The sequence below is a fragment of the Halobacillus kuroshimensis DSM 18393 genome, from assembly GCF_000425705.1.
GTDB lineage: Bacteria > Bacillota > Bacilli > Bacillales > Halobacillaceae > Halobacillus > Halobacillus kuroshimensis.
This window is the reverse complement of sequence record NZ_AUDY01000015.1, coordinates 59,480-80,687: the sequence shown is the minus strand read 5'-3', so window position 1 is coordinate 80,687 and position 21,208 is coordinate 59,480. Positions and strand designations below refer to the sequence as shown.

25 protein-coding genes are annotated in these 21,208 nt (G+C 47.8%); 18 read left to right on the top strand and 7 right to left on the bottom strand.

All coding sequences use genetic code 11. The features are described from left to right. Positions 1 to 103: 103 nt before the first annotated feature. Complete coding sequence (locus H615_RS0118690) at positions 104 to 838, top strand: AzlC family ABC transporter permease (protein WP_027956569.1); 735 nt, start codon at positions 104 to 106, stop codon at positions 836 to 838. Further along, positions 835 to 1,128, top strand: a complete 294-nt coding sequence (locus H615_RS0118685) for an AzlD domain-containing protein (RefSeq protein ID WP_027956568.1) — start codon at positions 835 to 837, stop codon at positions 1,126 to 1,128. The genes H615_RS0118690 and H615_RS0118685 overlap by 4 nt, the downstream gene beginning before the upstream one ends. 59 nt (positions 1,129 to 1,187) lie before the next feature. Here the strand turns inward: H615_RS0118685 and H615_RS22920 are convergent, their stop codons facing one another. Beyond that, positions 1,188 to 1,436, bottom strand: a complete 249-nt coding sequence (locus H615_RS22920) for a hypothetical protein (protein WP_156896529.1) — start codon at positions 1,434 to 1,436, stop codon at positions 1,188 to 1,190. Positions 1,437 to 1,669: 233 nt separating this feature from the next. Here H615_RS22920 and H615_RS0118675 point away from each other — a divergent pair, with 233 nt between their 5' ends. Further along, positions 1,670 to 2,206, top strand: coding sequence for a GNAT family N-acetyltransferase (locus H615_RS0118675; RefSeq protein WP_027956567.1), 537 nt, complete (start codon positions 1,670 to 1,672; stop codon positions 2,204 to 2,206). 36 nt (positions 2,207 to 2,242) lie between these two features. On the opposite strand, the gene H615_RS0118670 is transcribed toward H615_RS0118675, so the two are convergent. Further along, positions 2,243 to 3,112 carry a cation diffusion facilitator family transporter gene (locus tag H615_RS0118670; RefSeq protein ID WP_027956566.1) on the bottom strand — a complete coding sequence of 290 codons (870 nt, stop codon included), beginning with the start codon at positions 3,110 to 3,112 and terminating at the stop codon, positions 2,243 to 2,245. Between the two features lie 222 nt (positions 3,113 to 3,334). Between H615_RS0118670 and wrbA the strand changes: the two genes are divergently transcribed. The 3 genes from wrbA to H615_RS0118655 all read left to right on the top strand — a co-directional run bounded on the left by wrbA (position 3,335) and on the right by H615_RS0118655 (position 5,353). Next, entirely contained in the window at positions 3,335 to 3,940 is a 606-nt protein-coding gene (wrbA, locus tag H615_RS0118665; RefSeq protein WP_027956565.1) for an NAD(P)H:quinone oxidoreductase type IV, read from the top strand. A gap of 239 nt (positions 3,941 to 4,179) precedes the next feature. Continuing rightward, the gene (locus H615_RS0118660; protein WP_027956564.1) at positions 4,180 to 4,422 is read left to right on the top strand and encodes an IDEAL domain-containing protein; all 243 of its coding nucleotides are present in this window, start codon (positions 4,180 to 4,182) and stop codon (positions 4,420 to 4,422) included. A gap of 139 nt (positions 4,423 to 4,561) precedes the next feature. Continuing rightward, on the top strand, positions 4,562 to 5,353 hold the full coding sequence (locus tag H615_RS0118655) for a M15 family metallopeptidase (RefSeq protein WP_027956563.1): 792 nt from the start codon (positions 4,562 to 4,564) through the stop codon (positions 5,351 to 5,353). A 36-nt stretch (positions 5,354 to 5,389) separates the two neighbouring features. On the opposite strand, the gene H615_RS0118650 is transcribed toward H615_RS0118655, so the two are convergent. Next, positions 5,390 to 6,010 (bottom strand): NAD(P)-dependent oxidoreductase, encoded by a 621-nt coding sequence (locus H615_RS0118650; RefSeq protein ID WP_027956562.1) that lies wholly within the window; start codon positions 6,008 to 6,010, stop codon positions 5,390 to 5,392. 94 nt (positions 6,011 to 6,104) lie between these two features. On the opposite strand from H615_RS0118650, the gene H615_RS0118645 reads away from it, so the two are divergent. The 4 genes from H615_RS0118645 (at position 6,105) to H615_RS22435 (ending at position 8,773) form a co-directional block, all read left to right on the top strand. Next, entirely contained in the window at positions 6,105 to 6,482 is a 378-nt protein-coding gene (locus H615_RS0118645; protein WP_027956561.1) for an MFS transporter, read from the top strand. 277 nt (positions 6,483 to 6,759) lie between these two features. Then, entirely contained in the window at positions 6,760 to 8,151 is a 1,392-nt protein-coding gene (fumC, locus tag H615_RS0118640; RefSeq protein ID WP_027956560.1) for a class II fumarate hydratase, read from the top strand. A gap of 115 nt (positions 8,152 to 8,266) precedes the next feature. After that, positions 8,267 to 8,470 carry an alpha/beta-type small acid-soluble spore protein gene (locus H615_RS0118635; protein WP_027956559.1) on the top strand — a complete coding sequence of 68 codons (204 nt, stop codon included), beginning with the start codon at positions 8,267 to 8,269 and terminating at the stop codon, positions 8,468 to 8,470. A gap of 153 nt (positions 8,471 to 8,623) precedes the next feature. Continuing rightward, positions 8,624 to 8,773 carry a hypothetical protein gene (locus H615_RS22435; protein WP_156896528.1) on the top strand — a complete coding sequence of 50 codons (150 nt, stop codon included), beginning with the start codon at positions 8,624 to 8,626 and terminating at the stop codon, positions 8,771 to 8,773. Between the two features lie 137 nt (positions 8,774 to 8,910). Here the strand turns inward: H615_RS22435 and H615_RS0118625 are convergent, their stop codons facing one another. Both H615_RS0118625 and H615_RS0118620 read right to left on the bottom strand, forming a co-directional pair. Continuing rightward, positions 8,911 to 10,008 carry an ABC transporter ATP-binding protein gene (locus H615_RS0118625; RefSeq protein WP_027956557.1) on the bottom strand — a complete coding sequence of 366 codons (1,098 nt, stop codon included), beginning with the start codon at positions 10,006 to 10,008 and terminating at the stop codon, positions 8,911 to 8,913. A gap of 123 nt (positions 10,009 to 10,131) precedes the next feature. Then, a complete protein-coding gene (locus H615_RS0118620) occupies positions 10,132 to 11,028 on the bottom strand; it encodes a PucR family transcriptional regulator (protein WP_027956556.1) in 897 nt (298 codons plus the stop codon). Positions 11,029 to 11,139: 111 nt separating this feature from the next. Here H615_RS0118620 and H615_RS0118615 point away from each other — a divergent pair, with 111 nt between their 5' ends. After that, entirely contained in the window at positions 11,140 to 11,421 is a 282-nt protein-coding gene (locus H615_RS0118615; RefSeq protein WP_027956555.1) for a metal-sensitive transcriptional regulator, read from the top strand. Between the two features lie 46 nt (positions 11,422 to 11,467). On the opposite strand, the gene H615_RS0118610 is transcribed toward H615_RS0118615, so the two are convergent. Further along, positions 11,468 to 11,650: a hypothetical protein gene (locus H615_RS0118610; protein WP_035532704.1), complete on the bottom strand. Its 183-nt coding sequence runs from the start codon at positions 11,648 to 11,650 to the stop codon at positions 11,468 to 11,470. A gap of 136 nt (positions 11,651 to 11,786) precedes the next feature. Between H615_RS0118610 and H615_RS0118605 the strand changes: the two genes are divergently transcribed. The 3 genes from H615_RS0118605 (at position 11,787) to H615_RS0118595 (ending at position 14,367) form a co-directional block, all read left to right on the top strand. Beyond that, positions 11,787 to 12,923, top strand: coding sequence for a DUF445 family protein (locus H615_RS0118605; RefSeq protein ID WP_027956553.1), 1,137 nt, complete (start codon positions 11,787 to 11,789; stop codon positions 12,921 to 12,923). An 85-nt stretch (positions 12,924 to 13,008) separates the two neighbouring features. After that, complete coding sequence (locus H615_RS0118600) at positions 13,009 to 13,368, top strand: YlbF/YmcA family competence regulator (protein WP_027956552.1); 360 nt, start codon at positions 13,009 to 13,011, stop codon at positions 13,366 to 13,368. Positions 13,369 to 13,596: 228 nt separating this feature from the next. Beyond that, entirely contained in the window at positions 13,597 to 14,367 is a 771-nt protein-coding gene (locus H615_RS0118595; RefSeq protein WP_027956551.1) for an enoyl-CoA hydratase, read from the top strand. Between the two features lie 31 nt (positions 14,368 to 14,398). Here H615_RS0118595 and H615_RS0118590 read toward each other — a convergent pair whose 3' ends face one another. Further along, positions 14,399 to 14,584: a YhzD family protein gene (locus tag H615_RS0118590; RefSeq protein WP_027956550.1), complete on the bottom strand. Its 186-nt coding sequence runs from the start codon at positions 14,582 to 14,584 to the stop codon at positions 14,399 to 14,401. Between the two features lie 162 nt (positions 14,585 to 14,746). Here H615_RS0118590 and H615_RS0118585 point away from each other — a divergent pair, with 162 nt between their 5' ends. The 4 genes from H615_RS0118585 (at position 14,747) to H615_RS0118570 (ending at position 21,154) form a co-directional block, all read left to right on the top strand. Beyond that, entirely contained in the window at positions 14,747 to 15,646 is a 900-nt protein-coding gene (locus tag H615_RS0118585; RefSeq protein ID WP_027956549.1) for an ABC transporter ATP-binding protein, read from the top strand. Next, complete coding sequence (locus H615_RS0118580) at positions 15,639 to 16,898, top strand: ABC transporter permease (protein ID WP_027956548.1); 1,260 nt, start codon at positions 15,639 to 15,641, stop codon at positions 16,896 to 16,898. Before H615_RS0118585 ends, H615_RS0118580 begins: the two co-directional genes overlap by 8 nt. Before the next feature lie 118 nt (positions 16,899 to 17,016). Further along, positions 17,017 to 18,276, top strand: a complete 1,260-nt coding sequence (locus tag H615_RS0118575; RefSeq protein WP_027956547.1) for a metallophosphoesterase family protein — start codon at positions 17,017 to 17,019, stop codon at positions 18,274 to 18,276. Next, complete coding sequence (locus tag H615_RS0118570; protein WP_169516226.1) at positions 18,263 to 21,154, top strand: ATP-binding protein; 2,892 nt, start codon at positions 18,263 to 18,265, stop codon at positions 21,152 to 21,154. Before H615_RS0118575 ends, H615_RS0118570 begins: the two co-directional genes overlap by 14 nt. The last annotated feature ends 54 nt before the right edge of the window (positions 21,155 to 21,208 follow it).

Below are 21,208 nucleotides of genomic sequence, written 5' to 3'. Positions count from 1 at the left end.
TATAAGAGCACTAACGCGATGTCAACATTTTTTCATTGAAAAATCTTTCCATCATCCGCTCCAATTGGGTATAATAGTGGAAATTTTAGAAAGGAGGTGCCCTATGGAAACCCATGCTTTAAAAAACTCCCATGCCTCTTCACGGATGCATATGGTACAGAGAGGAATCACGGCCGGCTTCCCTATTATGCTCGGTTACCTGCCAGTAGCTTTGACGTATGGGGTGCTCGCTGGACAATCCGGCATGACGAATTTGGAATTGACATTGATGAGCGTGCTCGTGTTTGCTGGAGCTGCCCAGTTTCTCGCTGTTGGAATGGTTGCTGCCGGGACAGGGTTTGTTGAAATTGTTACGGCAGTGTTTGTTTTGAATTTCCGCCATTTCGTGATGGGGCTTTCCTTCGTGAACCGGTTGAAAACGATGGCTCTTCGCGCCAAGCTACCGTTAACCCTTGGGCTGACAGATGAAACGTTTACGGTTTCCACCCTCTACAAAAAGGAAGCTGCTGAACCTTATGGCGCTTATTTTTACGCATCCCTTATGTTGACTGCCTACGCATCCTGGGTGGGAGGATCCTTTTTAGGAGGGGTGCTTGGTGATGTGATTCCTGCAAGGCTGAGTGACAGCATGGGTGTAGCTCTTTATGCGATGTTCATCGGGCTCTTAATCCCTTCCGTAAAAAGAAATGGGCGGATTGCCATGATCGCTGTAACCGCTCTTCTCATTAATTATCTCTGTCAAAGGATGGGGATGAATCAAGGGTGGGCCATTGTTGCCGGCACGCTTGCCGGTGGTCTGAGCGGGATTTGGATTCTAGGAGAGGAGGAGGAATCATGATCATCTGGATGATTATTGGGATGGCCGTCGTTACAGCTGTTCCCAGATTTCTGCCTGCGTTCATTGTGGATTTTGCTACTTTTCCACGCTGGGTGGATCGATGGTTAAACGCCATCCCGTACGCAGCTTTAGGAGCGCTCATTTTTCCCGGCATCCTGACAGTGAAACCGGATGCTCCGCAGGTAGGGGTCGCCGCGGGTCTTGCTGCTGTGCTGCTGGCCTGGCTGAATATACATATCATCTTTGTAGTTCTGGGAGCCATCGGGACTGTTTTTCTATTAACGGTATAAGCACACCCGCCCAGTGGATGCATATCGTATAGGGATACTTCCGAGAAAGGAATTGATCGTTATGCATCGACAATTTGGCTTTCCTTTTGGGCAGATCTTCGGATTTCCTGGAGGAGGACCTGGTGGTCAGCCGCCCCAAGGGCCTCCACCTGGAGGACCCGGCGGTGGGCCAGGTGGACCGGGCGGACCTGGGGGGCCCGGCGGAATGCTCCCGCCTCCACCTCCAGCACCTCCATCCGGAGGACAGGGAGCAGAGTTGTATGCCGTTGACCCCGGCTCCCTGTATGGCTGTTTATACCGTTATACATGGATCCGTCTTGTCAATGGAAGGTCGTTCTGGTTTTATCCAACCTACATTGGAAGAACATCTGTAGCGGGTTATCGCTGGCGTCCCGGTCAGCAGCAGTGGGTTTATTCGGGGTTCGATACACGCAGGATCTCCAGTTTTTCGTGTCGATAATTGTGAACAAAGAGATGATGCCGTACGGAGCATCATCTTTTTGTTACAATAAAGAAAATAAATAAGAAGAAGGTGAACGGAATGCCTCGTGTCAGAGAAGCGCGTTTTGAAGATGCCGCGACTATAGCGGACATTCATGTGAAGAGCTGGAAATCCACATATAAGGATCTGATTGATGAAAGGGATATCAGTAATACAACGCTTGAGCATAGGATCACATTATGGGAAACCATTCTACGAAAACCTTTGAATGGTCAGATTGCCTTCGTCATCGAAAATGATGAAGGACAGGTGGTTGGTTTCGTTTCCGGGGGGAAAGAGCGGACGAAGAACTATGGGTATGACGGAGAAATCTACGCCATCTATCTCCTTGATGAGTATCAGGGGAGAGGGTATGGAAAAATACTGCTGCAGACTTTTGTACGTGGAATGGGGGAGGCTGGTTATCAATCGCTTCTTGTCTGGGTGTTGACCCGGAATCCGTCCAGTCAGTTTTACATAAAGTATGGAGCGGACCCCGTAGAAGCAGAAAAAGTGACGATTGGTCAAGGTACCTATGAAGAAACGGCGTATGGGTGGAAAGATCTCCATACACTGGAAGAAGCGCTGACGGTATAGGAAAAGCTCCCGCCTGGAGATGACAGGCGGGAGCTTTTATTCTTCGTAAGGTTCAATGTGGATATGGGCATACCGGATGTCATTCTCTTTCTTTAAGAGGGCCTCCACTTCATCCGTAATTTCGTGACCCTGCTGGATCGTAATGTGAGGGTCTACGTGAATGGTTGCTTCAACAAGCGTCTGACTGCCCTGTAACCTTGCCTTCACATCTTTAACGGCCCAGACGTCTGGATGGCCGGAAATCGTTGTACGAATATGTTCAATCTGTCCTTCCTCATAACCATCGGTCAAACTGTGGGTGGCTTCCTTGAAGATGTCCCAGGCTGTCTTGCAGATGATCAAACCGACGATAAAGCCAGCCAGAGGATCGAGCCAGAAGAGGCCGAGTTGGGCCCCGAAAATACCTATACAGGCTCCGATACTGACAAGCGCGTCGGATCGGTTGTCCTGTGCGGCCGCATAGAGGGAGGGGCTGTTCACTTTTTGTGAGAGATTTAAGTTATAGCGGTAGACGCCGAACATGACTCCGGCAGCTCCCAGAGCGGTCCAGGCAGTCAAAAGCGACGGCTGGCTTGTTTCTTGATGAATGAGGTCCTGCACGGTTCCTATAATGACCTCGATTCCGACAGTCATCATAATGAAGGCGGCAATCAAAGAGGCAATCGTCTCTGCGCGGAAATGTCCGTAATGATGGTCCTCATCAGGGGGCTTGCGAGATATTTTCAGTCCGACGAGTACAGCGATGGAGGCGACTACATCCGTCGTATTATTCAAGCCGTCCGCCCGTAAAGCTTCAGACTCTCCGGTATAGGCGACCAGCAGCTTGACAGAAGCCAGAACAAGGTAGGCAATGATACTGACCCAGGCTCCCCGTTCGCCTCTCTTTAAATTTTCGTATTCACTCATCCGCCTGTCACCTCCATCCTCTGTTTTACAGCATGTTTTAGCTTACCAAAACGGTCATTGGTGAGTCCAGAGAAAAAAAGCTTCCCTCATGCATGTACATTGCCTGAGGTCAAATTAAGGATAATCTCGATTTGGAGATTCTTTAGTTTTAAATAAATGAAGTGGGGGAATAGCAACAATGAAAATCATAAAATTCGAAATTCATTAAAGGAGAGATAAGAAATGGCTGAGGTGAAACTTGCGATTATTTATTACAGTTCTACAGGAACGAACTACAAAATGGCCAAGTGGGCGGAAGAGGAAGCACAGAAAACCGATGCAGAAGTGAAGCTCATCCGTGTCCCTGAACTTGCTCCGATGGAAGCTATAGAGCAGAATCCCGCTTGGAAGGACCACTACTTAGCTACCAAAGATGTTGTACCTGAAGCTACTGTTGATGATCTGGACTGGGCAGATGCTGTTATCTTCAGCATGCCGACCCGCTTTGGAAATGTGCCGGCGCAGATTAAACAATTTATGGACCAGGCCGGCGGATTATGGTTCCAAGGGAAGCTTGTAAACAAAGTCATCAGTGCAATGACATCTGCACAGAATCCTCATGGCGGTCAGGAATCCACCCTTCTCAACTTTTACACAACGATGTTCCACTGGGGTTCCATTATTGCCACTCCAGGATACACCAATGATGCGGTATTTGGAGCTGGAGGAAATCCATACGGAACGAGTGTCAGTGTAGACGGGGAAGGCAATATGAAAGAAGATGTGGAAGCAGCTGTCCGCCACCAGGTCAACCGTACTCTTGAAATTGCGGGTAAATTCACAGAATAAGGAAAAGAGGGAGGACGCAGACGTTAAGCTGCGTCCTTTTTTTATATATACGGACACAGGAAATAGAAAGTTCAAAAAAATATCAGACGGTTGTGTGTGCGGTCTCCCTAGTAAACAAGCGGTTCAGCAGGTTTATGAAAGTAGAAATCGGGGAATGATATAACTAAATATTCAGAAAACTTGTTGCGTTCTTCTAGTAAATCCTGCATAATGAAAAAAAGCATGAAGGGGGTAATCTCATGAGAAAGCAAAAGATCAATTACGTTATTCGTCGGAACCCCGGTTACAAAGGGAAAGAGATTACGGCAAAGAGAGAACTGTCTTTTGGAATCCAACTAGCCTCGCGTCTGCTTTTGGATCACCTCAGCTATCAATTCAATAAGGATCGTTTAGATAGAGAAATCAACCAGGCTATCGACAGCGGCGACCGGGAAGCGTTCGACCGGCTCAGCCTGCAGTATCAGCCGTTCACATGGGAATAAAGCACAGCCGCTGGAGTGACAGCGGCTTTTTTATATGGCATGTCACAGACCTGTTATTAGGTAGAGATGTGGATATACAACTTCTTCCTGACAATGTTATAGTTGTTACAGCATCTTTGAAAGTAGGAAGGGAATTAGAGTGAAAAAAATACTTACCATGGCCTTGATAGGGGCCGCATTAACCGGGTGTTCCAACAATCCTCTTAGTTCGGATGACCATAAGGCAGAGGAAGCACCTGCCTCATCCACCGCACAGCAGGATGAAAAAGAAGGTACACCAGCATCAGGAGAGGCGCCTCAAAATGAGGATACCGTCTTATCCAACGGAATGATTGAAGTCGGTGATCCTGAAAGTGTCGAAGTCGTCGTCAACAAACAGCGGAAACTTCCAGACGGCTATGCTCCTCCGGATTTAACCGTACCGGATGTGCCGTTTTCCTTTGAAGAAGACCATCCGAAAAAGCAGTTAAGGCAGGAGGCGGCTGATGCGCTGGAGGAGCTTTTTGAAGGAGCGGACCAAGCAGGGCTTGGACTTGTAGCCGCATCAGGCTATCGTTCGTATGAACGTCAGAAAGAAATTTATGAACGGAACGTAGAAGTGTATGGGAAAGAAGAAACCGATACGTTTTCTGCGAGTCCGGGAACAAGTGAACACCAGACAGGTCTGGCGATGGATGTGACTTCGGCAGAAATGGCGTTTAAACTGACCCAGGCTTTCGGTGATACCCCGGAAGGCGAATGGGTGGCGGACCATGCTTATGAATATGGGTTTGTCGTCCGTTATCAGGAGGGAAACAACGATATTACCGGTTATAAATATGAACCGTGGCATCTTCGCTATGTTGGTAAAGAAGCAGCGGCAGAGGTACATGAACAGCAGGTGACCTTAGAGGAATTCTTCGGTTACGAGCCGGTCAATGAGACAGAATAACAGAAAGCCGTTTCCCGATGGGAAACGGCTTCTTTTTTAATAGCAGATGCCGACACGTTTTTGCAAAAATTGGTCGTTTATAAGCGTATGGTAGGCGAAGACGGCCGTATCTCCGGTGGTCACTTTTTTACCATCCTCCGGAAGCCTATCCAGTTCAAAGCGGACGCCGCCTTGAACGTCTCCTTCAGGCAGGTAGGTCGGACAGACAATCGTCCATTCGAGTGTGGTTTTTTGTAAATGCTGGTAAACCCCGGCATGTTCTTCTGCCGCGAACGTTTTACTCCGTTTGGATTCCGAACTTTCGAACCTGTACTTTCCATCCTCAAAGCGGCTGTCGAGGATCCCGGCGGTCCCGATTGTCACCAGCCTTTTCAAGCTTTGACGCTCCATTTCATCCGTCAGAAGCGGGACGGCTGTTGTGAGGGTATCGGACTTATCCGTACTTAATCCGCAGAACACGACTTCACAGTCTGTCAGCGTCTTTCTGATATCTTCCTGATTCCTTGCATCTCCTTGGACAAGTTCTGCCCCTTCCAGCATTTCTTCTGCTTTATGAATGTTCCTGACCAATGCTTTTATTTCATGGCCCCTGCTTAGGGCATGGCGGATGAAATGGGTACTTACACGGCCTGTTCCACCGATTACGGCTATTTTCATATGGATCACCTCAAATGTTTGTAAATTTTTCTATCAAGAAACCTTTCCGCTCTTTTCTTCTGCTTTTCACAGGATTAAAAAGAGTGCGGGGAGGATGGCTGACACGAAAAAATCTGTGCGCAGCTGGGTTTTATATAATTTTGGGAACTCAGCGTCTGCCACCACCATTGTGGCTGCTGTGCTGCCTGTGTTCTATTATGACGTGGCAGCGAAAGGAGTACAATCGCTGGTTGCAGCGAGTTATTGGGGCTATTCCCAGTCAGCCGCTGTTTTAATCGTTGCGCTGCCCGCACCCTTTCCCGGTGCCGTCAGTAATTATACAGCTTCCAAGAAACGTTTTTTTATGTTTTTCGTTTTAAAGAAAGGGGCCGGACCCTTGGCGCCCATATGCAGACTGTTCCTGTTCGGTGCTGCACGGAGCAGGGGATGGGAGGCAACCCTCTCACAAAGTTCATCATTAAATAGAGTGTGAGACCAAATGTTCGGCCTGGTCGTTACCTCCTGTTTCAAAGCAAAAAAAAGAGCCGTTCCAAGGCTCTTTTCACCACTTTATACCCACTTGAGAAGTCAAGCGAGGTTTGCTTAACCTGTGCTTGATAGCCTAAGTATAGACTATTATCTGAAAAATGTAAATAATCAGAAATGGAAACGTGGAAATTTGTCAAAAACACCCGTCATTCAGGTGATTGTTCAAAAGATTCTTGATACAATGAAAGAGCATAGAAAGAACTGAAAAGGGAGGATTTTTCATGGATTACCGCGTGGAGAAAGATACAATTGGTGAAATTCATGTGCCAAGTGAAAAATATTGGGGCGCACAAACGCAGCGAAGTAAAGAGAATTTCCCGATCGGTGATGAAAAAATGCCGAAGGAAGTCATCGAAGGCTTTGCCATCTTGAAGAAGAGCGCAGCGAAAGCCAATGCCGCTCTTGGACTTTTAGAGGAGGAAAAGGCGGAGGCTGTAGGCTATGCTGCGGACCAAATCATTGCAGGTGAGCTGGATGAACATTTTCCGTTAGTGGTCTGGCAGACCGGCAGCGGCACGCAGTCGAATATGAACGTGAACGAAGTCATCGCCTATGTGGGGAATCAGTGGCTGGAAGCGAAAGGGAGTGAGACCCGTCTTCACCCGAATGACGATGTCAACAAATCACAAAGCTCAAATGATACGTATCCTACAGCGATGCATATCGCTTCCGTTCGTAAAGTGGAGGATGTTGTCCTACCTGCACTCACTCAGTTGAAGCACACGCTGCAAGAAAAAATGGAAGCGTTTAATCATATTGTGAAAATCGGCCGAACCCATCTTCAGGATGCGACACCTCTTACGCTTGGGCAGGAAATCAGCGGCTGGCACCGTATGCTTGAAAAGACGGAGAAGATGCTGATCGAGAGCAGTGAATATGTGAAAGAACTTGCTATCGGCGGCACGGCTGTCGGGACAGGTCTGAATGCGCATGAAGATTTTTCAGAACAGGTTGTTGCTGAAATCAATGCATTGACCGGCAAAGGGTTTGTTTCAGCACCGAATAAATTTCATGCCCTCACATCCCATGATGAACTTGTACATACGCACGGAGCTTTGAAAGCTCTGGCTGCGGATATGATGAAAATCGCCAATGATGTCCGCTGGCTTGCGAGCGGTCCGCGCTGCGGCATTGGAGAAATAACGATTCCGGCGAATGAACCTGGAAGTTCCATCATGCCTGGCAAAGTGAACCCGACACAAAGTGAAGCCGTCACGATGGTTGCGGCTCAGGTCATGGGAAATGACGCTACTATCGGTTTTGCTGCCAGTCAGGGGAACTTTGAATTGAATGTATTCAAGCCGGTGATTGCTCATAATTTCCTTCAGTCCGCCCAGCTTCTCGCTGACAGCATGGTTTCCTTTGATGAGCGTTGTGTCAGCGGCCTTGAGCCGAACCATGAACAGATTGAAAAATATCTGCGTGATTCCCTGATGCTGGTCACGGCTTTGAATCCTCATATCGGTTATGAGAATGCCGCGAAAATAGCAAAAACAGCGTTTGAAAAAGACCAGACGTTGAAAGAAACAGCTGTGGAGCTCGGTATTTTGACCGAAGAGCAGTTCGAGGATTATGTAGATCCAAAAGCCATGACAAAACCAAACGCCAAGTAAAAGGAATCCAGCCATGTGTCTGTTGTTTTTCTCCATTAATTACCACTATCTTTTTTGACATAAAAACAAAACCTCCGACCCATACTACGATTACACAGGACAGGAGGTGAGACACATGGCTAACAACAACAGTTCAAACGAGTTGGTTGTACCTGGTGTACAACAAGCTCTAGACCAAATGAAATATGAAATCGCTCAAGAGTTCGGCGTACAGCTTGGTCCAGATTCTACAGCACGTGCTAACGGTTCTGTAGGTGGAGAAATCACTAAGCGTCTTGTACAAATGGCTGAACAGCAGTTCGGTGGATACCAAAAATAAATACGTGTGACGAAGGAGGAAGGGTGCGCCCTTCCTCTTTATTTTTGTGAAAGAAGTGGACAAATTATGTACGAATGCGGGCTTTGTAACGGGTGGGGAGAAACGCAGCGCTCCTGCCCTAAGTGTGAGGGAAGGATGAAGGATCAGGGAAGGGTGACTGATTTTCTAGATGAATACAGCCCTTATCTGGATCTTACCTATACAGATCTTGTTGATGGTGATATCGATTCCTCCCTTCAGGATGAATGTGTTCACCTTTTTGTGTGTGAAGCCTGTGGTCTGCAGGACATTCAGACAACATAGGCTGTTGCAGGTACGGTATAGTCCGGGCGGTGTTTTTGTATAGACATTGTCCGGGTTTTACCGTTTTTGGAGTCATTCAGTAACATACAGTCTCCATAAAAAACAAAGCAGCCCTGAATAGGGCTGCTTTGTTATGATCAGCGGATACGGCTTTCTGTATCCTTATCAAAGAAGTGGACTTTGTTCATATCAATTGCCAAGGTAATTTGGTCTCCACCGTTGATATCGGAACGGGAATCGACACGGGCGATGAATTCCTGGTCATTCAATTTGGAATACAGGTAGGATTCGGAGCCCATCAGCTCAGCTACTTCAATGTCGGCCGTGATTTTCTTATCCTGGTTGGCATCGATAAAGAGCGGCTCATCGTGCATATCTTCCGGGCGCACACCGAGGATAATTTCCTTTCCGATGTAGCTCTGTTCTCTCAGAGGCTTCATTTTTCCTTCCGGTACGGCAATTTTGATTTCTCCGAGTTCAATGTGACCATCAGCGAGCGTTCCGTGCAGGAAGTTCATAGCCGGGGACCCGATGAAGCCTCCGACAAACACGTTCTCAGGCTTATCATAGACTTCCTTCGGCTCACCAACCTGCTGGATGATGCCGTCTTTCATAACGACAAGGCGGGTAGCCATCGTCATCGCTTCGGTCTGGTCGTGGGTAACATAGACGGTCGTTGTCTGCAGACGCTGGTGCAGTTTCTGGATTTCAGCGCGCATTTGTACACGAAGCTTGGCATCCAGGTTGGATAAAGGCTCATCCATAAGGAAGACTTTTGCATCACGGACGATGGCACGGCCGAGGGCAACACGCTGTCTCTGTCCACCTGACAGCGCTTTCGGTTTACGGTCCAGTAAAGCTTCCAATCCAAGAATTTGTGCGGCGTTCTTGACGCGGCGTTCAATTTCCGACTTATCCATCTTGCGGAGTTTCAAACCGAAGGCCATGTTGTCATACACGTTCATGTGCGGATATAAGGCATAGTTCTGGAATACCATGGCAATGTCACGGTCTTTTGGTGCTACATCGTTCATGCGCTTGTCATCAATCATGAAGTCTCCGCCGGTGATCTCTTCAAGTCCTGCAATCATACGGAGTGTTGTCGATTTACCACAACCGGATGGACCTACAAAAACAATGAATTCCTTGTCATTGATATGAAGGTTGAAATCGTCGACGGCTTTCACATTTTTATCATACACTTTATCAATATTGTTCAGTTTAAGTTCTGCCATTGGAAACTCCCCCTGTTTTTGAAATCGCTTTCTTAACTGGTTTCAGTGTACCGAAGTTTCTGAAAACGGTAAATGGACAAAGTGCACAAACTCACCACTGTGAGTTTTGTGCACTTTGTCGAATTACAATTGTAGATGTAAAAGAGCAAGATAGGTGATGACCGCCCCTTTGAAATCCTTAATATCCAAATCTGTTTTCTCGATGAACTTATCGACACGGTACTGCATGCTGTTCCGGTGCATATACAGCTTTTTAGCAGCGAGGGATGTGTTGGATCCGGTTTCAAGGAAAACCTTGATCGTCTGAAGCAGTTCCTTATCTTCCAGCACCTCTTGGAAGATCGACTGCTCTACCTGGTGCCAATAGGCTTCAGGTAGGTAGTCAATGTAGAAATAGGGAATAATATCCTTGTAGGAAGCGACAGCGGGCAGGTGGTATCGATCAGCCAGATCGGCTCCGCTGAGCGACCATTTCAAAATAGAGGGGGCTTCTTTTAAGTCAGAACTGAAATGGCTTGTAAAAAAACGTATATTTGTGTAGAAGTCACTCATGAGAACATCCGGAATCCCTTCGAACGAAAGGACCTCCTGTCCGCTCGAGAAGATTTCCTCCACTATATACCCCGACCGGTCCGACTGCCAGATCAGAGGCACACGTTCCGGAAATAAAGATTGAAGCGCTTCTTTTATCGTGCTTTTTTCAGTGCCGGTGTCATCAAACGTAAACAGGATGAAGCGGTAGGACTGCGGCCAGGAAATGCCTGCATACTGGCTGCCGGTGGAGGTAAGTTCCTTCCATGCTGTTTCCCTTTCTGTCTCGGTCATGGAATCTTTCTCAAAAGGAGTGAGGAAAATGGATAACAGCTCTGCTTCCTGGTTATTCCTTTCAATTTTAGGGATGGCTATGAGTTCTTTTTCCGGCGTCAGAAAATAGTCCCACTGGTCTGAGTCGCCGGCTTCTGCTTCGTTAATCACCCTCATAGAGGGGTAGATCTGCTGGAGTTGATGAATGACAGACATGAATCTCTTCCTTTTTACTAGGATATTTACTATTATAGTAATACAATGTAGAAATCCGCAAAGTCAATTGATCCCTATACATGATAAGTCGGACGGAAAGGGGGAATCGGAATGGAACACGTCAAAGAACAGAGTTTCTACGGACAAGAAACGAAAAACCGGTTAAAACGCATCGAAGGACAGGTGCGCGGTGTCCTTAAAATGATGGATGAGGAAAAAGACTGTAAAGATGTCATCACCCAGCTGTCTGCGGCTCGTTCAGCCATGGACCGCGCGATTGGTTATATTGTAGCGAAAAACCTTGAGGAATGTATACGCGTTGCTCACGAAGAGGGAGAATCTGCCGAGGATTTAATCAATGAAGCTGTGCAGATGATTGTGAAAAGCCGCTGAAATAAAGCTGTCTCTGATGGATGAGGGTCCATCAGAGACAGCTTTATTATTTTTCTGCAGGATCATTTCTTCGATTCTCCTGAACCGGGATTTCATGGGCTTCCCCAAGCTGCTCGCGCCCGTAGACCGGGGCTACGGTGCCGCCGGCCATTCCTTCATTAATCATACGGTCAACATCCAGTTCAAACTGGTCTTTTCCTTCGGCGGCCTGCTTTTTTTCCTCCTTCATTCTGTTCACCTCCTTACCTATAGGGTGGCCCGTTTAAAGAGGAATCATGAGAGGGGATATTTTTCATTTCTCTCGTTTGGCACACGCCGCATTTTTCCATTATACTTGGTACACTACGATAGAAAGAGGTTGTACGATGCATCCAATACTTCTGATTCTTTTAATGATGGGGATCGGGGCCTTGATTGGTGGAGTGACGAACTCCCTCGCGATTAAGATGCTTTTCCGCCCTTACCGTGCGATATATATCGGGAAGTTCCGCGTGCCATTCACGCCGGGACTTATTCCTAAACGACAGAATGAATTAGCACAGCAGCTCGGGAAGATGGTCGTGAATCATCTTCTTACACCCGAGGGCATCCGCCGTAAATTGACTGAACCTGCTCTGGTGAGCCAGATGACCTCCTTGGCTGAAAAAGAAGCGTTGAAATGGCTGCAGCAGGATAAATCCGTCCAATCCCTGCTGAAGGATTTCCAAATCGATGTGGCTTCAGAGGAAATTAGATCGAATACGGCTTCTTGGATCGAAGAACGGTACCATAAGCTGATGGATGGATACAGGCAGCAGGAAATCAGAGAGCTGCTGACTCCGGAATGGACATCGAAGGTGGATCATGGCGTTGACCAGGCCGCCGAACACATCCAAAAAAGTATCGAGAATTATTTCCGGAGTACGGAGGGAAAAGAGAAAGTCTCCGCCCTGATTGATAATTACCTGGACAACCAAGGTTTTCTTGGAAATATGATTTCCTCTTTTTTAGGACCGGATGGGCTGACTGAACGTCTATATCCGATTCTCCTGAAGTATGTGTCTGACAGCGAAATGAATGAATGGTTGAAAACGATGCTTCATGCAGAAAAAGAGAAATGGCTCGATATGCCCCTTGAATCCGTGGAAGAACGAATCGGTTCTGATGAAATCGGGCGTCTGATCGGGCAGACGGCGGCACAGGCTCTTCCCGTTGAGCAATGGATGGAGCGTTCGATTGCTGACTGGACCGCTCCTATTCAGGAGAAGGTAACCAAACAATGGATTCCGGTCCTCATTAGAAAATCCGTCGATGTTATCTCCGGTAAAGTGGAAGGAATGATCCAATCCGTTAGACTGGAGGAAGTCGTCAAGGAAGAGGTAGAGGCTTTCCAAGTGGATCGTCTCGAGGAGATGGTCCTTGGCATTTCGAGAAGGGAATTCAAGATGATCACATATCTCGGGGCTCTTCTTGGTGGACTGATCGGTCTGCTGCAGGCCGCTCTCGTCATGGTCATCGGATGAAACCCTATTCCTATACAGACTTCAGTGAGTCTGTTATAGTGGGGAAGGAATGTTAGAAGTACGAAATTACAGGAGGGCTTATTTTATGGCAAACCTATACGATTACGCTTATGATTTGGAAAAAGCAATCCGCAACAGTGAAGAATTCACGAGCTTGAAAGAAGCATATGAAGCGGTTATGAATGACGAAGCAGCGAAAACAATGTTTGATGATTTCCGTCAGACACAAATCACGCTTCAACAAAAACAGATGCAGGGAGAGGAAATCTCTGAAGAAGAAGTGGAACAGGCACGTAAAGTTGTAGAACTTGTACAGCAGCATCCACAGATTTCCAAGCTGATGGAAGAAGAACAGCGCCTGAACACTGTCATCAACGATATCAGCCGTATTATTACAAAACCGCTGGAAGAGCTTTATGGTAATCCGGAAGAGCCGCAGCAGTAATACAGACGAACCACCGTTTCTACGGTGGTCTGAGTCTGCAGAAAACCATGTGTTTTCTGCAGACTCTTTTTTTATGCCTGAAAAGCACCGGGTATTTTTTTCAGCAGGAGATTGTCTTTATGTTTTTTCTGCGTGATGGAAGGAATGTTGTCGACCTTTGCAGGAGAAAAGATACGCGCCGGCGAAATGTAACGAATAGAAGACATTTTTGAATCCAGGGGGAGAAAAATGGGCCACTTTAGGGTTGAAGAAAAGGATAATGTTGTACACATTACGTTGGACCGGGGAGAAAAGTATAATGCGCTCGGGACGGAGCAGTTAGCTGAATTTGCCTACGTTCTCGACCAGGTGCAGCATTCAGAGGCTCAGGTTGTTGTTTTGTCGGGAAGTGGAGACGGCTTTTGCGCCGGCGGGGATCTTACTATGATGAAGGAAGCGGCTGACCGTGACGTTTACGATCAGGTGATGGATGACATTGAATATATCGTCAAGTCTTTTTATACGATGCCTAAGGTTGTGATCGCCGCTGTTCACGGGCCTGTCGTCGGGCTCGGACTCAGTATTGCGTTATCGGCTGATTATGTAATGGCGGAAGCAGGGGCGCAGTTGTCCATGAACTTCATCGGCATCGGACTTGCTCCGGATGGGGGCGGCCACTTCTGGCTTCAGGAACGTCTGGGCACCCATCAGGCCAAGCATTTTACTTGGAAGGGGGAGCGGATGTCGGCTGCTGAAGCTTATGAATACAAGCTGATCGACCAGGTTGTTGAAGGATCGGTCCAGCAGGAAGCTGGAGACCTTGCGGAATATTGGAGCCGCCGTCCGCTCCGATCGATGATTGCGACGAAGGAGATCTATCATAAATATGGCTTGGAAAAGCTCCAGACCTATTTGACAGAGGAAAGGGAAACTCAATGGATGCTGAGGCATACAGAGGATCACATGGAAGGTGTTCAGGCTTTTATGGAAAAAAGGAATCCAGAATTTCATGGAAAATAATGAAGAGCCGCGCCTTTAAGCGCGGCTCTTTTCAGCGGTGGAAAAGAACCAGCCGTCCATCAGGAGACACGCAGCGGTGGGTAAACTCACTGTATCCATGTTCCGTCAGTTTGGCCGTCCCTATTTTTTTCGCTTCCTCGTCATGTTCAGCTTCAAAGTTCTCATCAAGTACATTTGTCCCGTCTTTTTCGAATACGGTTAAGTAGTAGCGTTTCATGGATGTCCCCCTCGAATGAATAGTTGTTCATTTATTTACATTTGTCATGGGAAAGCGAAATTCCTGCAAAAAGCTTCAAGTTTCTTCATTTTTATTTGTGGAGAAATTGAAACTCCCGGGCGGACAGGCACGTAAGATAAACAGAAAGGGGAGGGTATAGGAATGACTTTGAGGTTGGAGAATGTTACAAAGAAGTTCGGCTCGTTCACAGCAGTGGACCACTTATCCATCGAAATACCTGAACAGCAGATTTTTGGTTTTCTTGGAGCCAACGGAGCGGGCAAAACGACGACATTCCGTATGATCCTTGGGCTGCTGGATCAGACAGAAGGAGAGATATCGTGGAATCGGGGGCGAATCGGCTATGGGGAGAGCCATTTGATTGGTTATCTTCCTGAAGAACGAGGGTTGTATCCGAAATTGAAAGTGAAAGACCAGCTTGTGTACCTGGCTAAACTGCGAGGGATGTCCAAAAAGGATGCAGTGGAGGAAATCGACCACTGGCTGGAACGATTTAAAGTGCCGGAATATAAGCAGAAAAAAGTGGAGGAGTTGTCCAAAGGTAATCAACAGAAAATTCAATTCATATCAGCCGTGCTTCATAAGCCGAAGCTGCTTATTCTGGATGAGCCTTTTTCCGGACTGGATCCGGTCAATGTAGAAATGTTGAAAGAGGCCGTTGTAGAATTGAAGGAAGCTGGAACATCCATCGTGTTTTCATCCCACCGTATGGAGCACGTGGAGGAATTGTGTGAAAGTCTTTGTATCCTTCATCATGGATCACCCGTCGTTCACGGCAGGTTGAAGGAGATCAAACGGTCATTCGGAAAGAAAAACATCCGCATTCATGCAGATTTTGATACCTCTTATTTACAGTCGTTCAAGGGTGTGACCAAATACAAGCCCCTTGCAGAAGGGTGCGAGCTTCAAATCACTGCGGAAGAAGCAGCTGCGGGTATTTTTGAATCCCTTCATGGGAGAGGCTTTGTCCGCACCTTTGACTTGGAAGAACCGACACTGAATGATATTTTCATTGAAAAGGCAGGGGCTTCCTATGAATAAGTTCTTCATTATGATGGGCCATACATATAAAAATAGAGTGAAATCCAAATCTTTTGTAATTACGACCCTGATCATGCTCGTGTTTATTTTCGCTGTATCCAACCTTCAATCCATCATTGAACAGTTCAGCGGAGACGAAGATGAAAACCGTATTGCCGTTCTTTCCGAAAGTGAAGCTTGGGCGGCGGCTTTTGAAAGAAGTCTCGTTTCCAGTGAGGCAGCAGCAGCTGAAACTTATGAAGGGACGCTGGAGGAGGCGAAGCAGGAAGTAGAAGAAGGAAGTTATGAGGCTGTCGTACACATCCGGACTGGGGCAGATCAACTCCCCGAAGCGACGTACTTTGCCAATCAGATTGCGAATATAGAAGCAAGTGAGCCTGTCCGCCAGGCCCTGCAGCAGGTGAAAATCGAACAGGTGACCGAAGAAGCAGACGTGGCGCCGGAAACCCTGCAGCAGATATCCACTCCGGTATCGTTTGAACTGGAAGCCCTGGAGGAACGGGCGAAATCAGCGGAGGAACTCAATCAGACGCGCGGAATCGTATATATCATGCTGTTCTTTATGTACTTTGCCGTCATTATGTACGGCCAGATGATTTCTACGGAAGTAGCTACGGAGAAGTCCAGCCGGGTGATGGAAATTTTGATTTCCAGTGTGTCACCGGTTTCCCAGATGTTTGCTAAAATCATCGGTATCGCTCTCGTGGGCTTAACCCAGTTTGCCATCTTCCTGACCGCAGGATATTTCAGTATCCAGCAGACGATAGAGTCGGGGAGCGCCTCATTTATTGATGGACTGGGGCTGACCACGATTCAGCCTTCCACTATCATTTATGCGGTCGTATTCTTCCTGCTGGGATACCTATTGTTTGCCACCCTTGCAGCAACGCTCGGGTCTCTCGTCAGCCGTCTGGAGGATGCCCAGCAGATGACTGCTCCTATGATCATGCTCATCGTGGCTGCCTTTATGATTGCGATGTTCGGTCTGGCCTCGCCGGATTCGACTTTCATTACCATCAGCTCGTATTTCCCGTTTTTCACGCCGTTGATTATGTTTCTGAGAGTCGGGATGCTCGACGTCCCTGTATGGGAGGTTTCCCTTTCCTTAGCCGTGCTGATCGGTTCGATTGCGCTGCTCGGATGGATAGGGGCAAGAATTTACAGAGGAGGCGTGCTCCTTTACGGAAAATCATCATCTTTGAAGGATCTTAAAGCAGCCCTCCAACTATCGAAAAAAGAAAAGTCATCCTGAACGTTTCCGCCCTTCACGGGGCGGTCTTTTTTTTGCGCTGGACCCCTGAAAGCGAACGTGCATTCGTGGGTGTGCTTTGTTAAAATAAAGAAAAAGATGGAGCGAAGGAGCGGAAGCTATGCGGAATGGAATTACATTTGTCCATAGTGCAGATCTGCATATGGACAGTCTGTTTAAGACGAAAGGCCATCTCCCTGAGGAACTGCTTGAACGGCTGCGGGCGGGAACCTTTGAAGCCTTTGACCGCCTTATTCAAGTATGTATAAAAGAAGAGGCGGATTTCCTGTTGATTGCCGGGGATGTCTATCATGAGGAACTGCGCAGCCTGAAGGCCCAGGTCCATGTGCGCCGGGGTTTTGAGAAGCTGCAGAAGCACGGAATCGATGTGTTCGTCAGCTTTGGAAACCACGACTTTACGTCAGGAACGGAGCACGCGGTTTCCTTTCCCGAAAATGTTTTCCTATTCGAGAGCGAGCGTGTTCAGGAGGTTCCTTTTTATAAGCAGGGGGAGCTTCTGGCGCATATTTATGGTTTTTCTTACGAGACAAGGGTGGTGAAGGAGCATAAAGCGCAGGAGTTTCAAAAGACGGGACACCCCCCGTATCACATTGCTATGCTTCATGGAAGCCTGGAATCGAATACGGATCACGATGTTTATGCTCCCTTCACATTGGAGGAATTAAAGCGGACGGGGATGGATTACTGGGCGCTCGGTCATATCCATAAACGGGAAATTCTATCTGCAGACCCGCTGATTATCTATCCAGGAAATACGCAGGGAAGGTCTCAGAACGAACAGGGGCCGAAAGGGTGTTACGTCATCGAAGAACAGGAGGGGGAATGGGTGCACAGGTTTCAGCCTCTGCACAGCTTTGTGTATGAAAGTGTTACCGTTCCTGTTCCACCCTTGGAAAATCCGAACGAATTGGAGCGCGTATTAGAGAATGTGAAACATCACGTTGCGGAAAGCGGCGGTTCTGTGATGCTCTCTGTGACCATCGAAGGCAGCGGCCATCAGTGGAAGCGCTGGTGGTCCTCAGGGGTAATGGATGAATGGAAGGATATCGTTAACGAAAATGAAGACGTTACCGAAGGCGGCTGGGTGTGGATTGAGGATGTACGCCTGGATGAGAGGATAAGCTGGACTGAAGAAGATCTTCACGGTCCTCATTTCACGGGAGAGTTTCTGAAGAAAGTGAATGAAGCAGACGATGAAGCCTTGGATTCGTGGCTCGCTCCATTGTACGATCACAGAAAGATGTCGCGGTTCGTTCCTTCCCTTAATGAAAAGGAGCAGGCGGAAGTGTTGGAGAAAGCGAAAGCAATGGCGGTAAACCAATTATTGGGAAGCGGGGATGACGGCTTTGATCATACATAATCTATATATTCATGGCTTTGGAAAATGGAGCGGGTTCTCCCTATCCTTTGCTGAGGACCGGCCTAACATCATTACAGGAAAAAATGAAGCGGGGAAATCCACCCTTTATCATTTCTTTTTATACATGTTTTTCGGTCTGCCGCCTAAACAGAGGGAAGCTTATATGCCTAAACAAGGCGGAGGACTTGGAGGTACCATCACTGTAGAGACGGCAGAAGCTGAAGTCGTGACAGTCGAACGATTTCATGACCGATATAAAGGACAGGCGATCTGCCGCACCTCTCTTGGAGTAGAGCATGGGGAAGAATGGCTGAGGGACCAGTTGAATGGTCTGGACCGGGAGAGCTTTGAAGCGATTTTCAGTTTCAATGCCGACGACCTCCGCCATTTGGAAACACTGTCTGCGGAAAGTCTTGGAGAAACCTTGCTGGATATCGGTCTCACCGGATCGGATCGGATCAGCCGCACAGAAAGATGGCTGGAAAAGAAAGTAGAGGAGCGGTTCAAACCCCAGGGCAGAAAACCCGTGATCAATGAGCAGCTTCATAAAGTGGAAGACCTTTATAAGAAGACACGATCGCTTGAAAAAGAGGAGCAGGCCTATCTTCACCTGCTTGAGGAAAAGCAGCAGGCGATCGAGGAAATCGAAGCCTCTGGAATGGCCTGGAGGGAGAAAACGAATGCCCTCTACCGGACGGAACAATTATTGAAGGCCAGGCCGGCACTTGTGAACTATCATCAAGGACTGGAAGAACTCCAACGCCGGGAGTTCATTGTTTTTCCTGACGGGGGAATGGAAAGATACAGGCAGCTCAAGGAAAAAATTCTTCCCCTGCAATCAGAAAAGAAGCTCCTCACTTCGGATGTCGAAGCCGGAAAGGAAAAGCTGAAGGCCTTGGCGGCCGCTTACCAGCCTCAACGACTCGAGGAAGCGGCATTGCTTTTGAAGCGACGCCCGGAATCAGAAAAGCTCGGTTATGAGAAAGAACGACTGCATAAGGAAACAGAGCACAGGCAGGAAGAGCTCTCCAAGGAAGTCCAGTCGCTGGATATTCCGTTGACCGTTGACGATCTTGATGATTACACATTTCCCTTTTATATAGAAGAAACGTGGAGGGAGTTGAAAAACGAAGAACAGACATTGGTTCAGGAAAGGGCCTATATTCATGATCAAAGTATGGATCTGGAGCGGGAGTTTCAGTATGTAGAGACGAAGAAAGCTGAATTGGAAGAAGAGATGATTGGTGAAGACGAAGCGGCTGCTCTTCAATACAAGATTCAGGAAGCTTCAGAAACGGCTGCGGCCAACCGAGCCACAAGGAACAGTGGAAAAGCCGGCAGGGTCCGTCCAAACAGGGCTGCTCTTTTTGTTGGAGCCGTCGCTGTCCTATTAGGCGGGGCAGCGGTCTTTATAGGAGGCGGAAGTGTTGTATGGCTGCTGCTTGGAGTGATGTTATCCATCGGTCTCAGTTTCTATGCTTCCCGCCTTCCACAAAATGTCCAGCCTCAAATCTCAGATAGCAGAGAAAAAGATGTGGAAAGAGCGCGGGAGAAGCTGAGGGAATATGAAACACAGAGAACGGAATGGAAGCATGTTCATGATCAGTGGAAGCAGCTGAATCATGAAGACATCCGCCTTCAGGAAAAAGAGAGTCTCGCAGCGCAACGCCGGCGCCGCCTGGAAGCTCAAGTGACAGAGCAGCGAAGCCTTTATCCGTTTCTAACCGGACTTGATGTGAAACACTGGGAGAAGTTATTTCATAAAGTCGTTCAGCTTCGTGAAAAGCGAGTGGAATATCTTCAGGCAGTGAAGCGGATAGAGGAACTGGAAAGGAAACAGGACGGAATGACTGAGGATTTGAAAACGTTTCATAGACGTTTAGATTGGGAAATATTAGATCATACTGTCCGTACAGGCTGGAACGAATTGAGCGGATGGATCAAACAGCAGGAGCATTTGGAAAGGGATGTCCATCAACAAAAAGAAGCCCTGGAAGCGTTGGAACGCCGTCTTAAGAAAATCACGTATCAGCTGCAAGGTTATCTTGAAGAATGCCATCAGCTTTTTGGCGAGTGCGGGGTCGAGAGCGAGCAAGACTTTTATAAGAGAGCGGAAGAGGCAGAAACCGTAAGGAAACTCCAAGAGGACGTCGCTGGGTATCAGTTTCAAATCGATGGATTGTTGTCCGAAGAGGATCAGGCGCATGCGGATGTATGGAATCAAGTACCGGAGGAAAGCCGGCTGCTCACAGATATCCGAGAGATTAAACGGGATATCGAGCATCTGGAAACGCAACAGTCCAAAGCCCGGCAGCATCTTGCGGATATCCACAGCCGGCTGGATCAGATGGAGAATTCTGATGAGCGTTCAGCTCTGACCCACCACTATCAGGCCGAGAAAGAGAAACTGAAGGAGATGGCAAAGGAGTGGGCCGGTTATCAGGCTGCCCTGCAGGCTTTAAAGGAAACCAAACAGTCCTACCAATCGACCTATCTTCCTGCTGTACTGGCAGCGGCTGAGGACTATTTCCGGACATTGACGGACCGCCGCTATGAAAGCATAGCTGCTGATGATCCTGGACGGGGAATCACCGTGCTCGATTCAGAAGGGATGCTTTTTGCCCCCGGAGAATTATCGAAGGGGACGCGCGATCAGTTGTACATATCGCTGCGTCTGGCCCTGGGTGAAACGATGGCCGGCCAAAGGCCGCTTCCCTTTTTTATGGATGATGCGTTTGTGCATTTTGATGAACGCCGGCTGCAGAAAATGACTACGATTCTACAGGGCGTATCCACCCGTCACCAGGTGCTGTTTTTCTCCTGGAGAAGTGACCTTCAGCAAGTATTTACAGACGCAAATATTCAGCAGTTAAAATAAATTGAGGTTTAGGTCGCAATCTCAGGACTTTAATGATAAAATGTTCTAAGATTA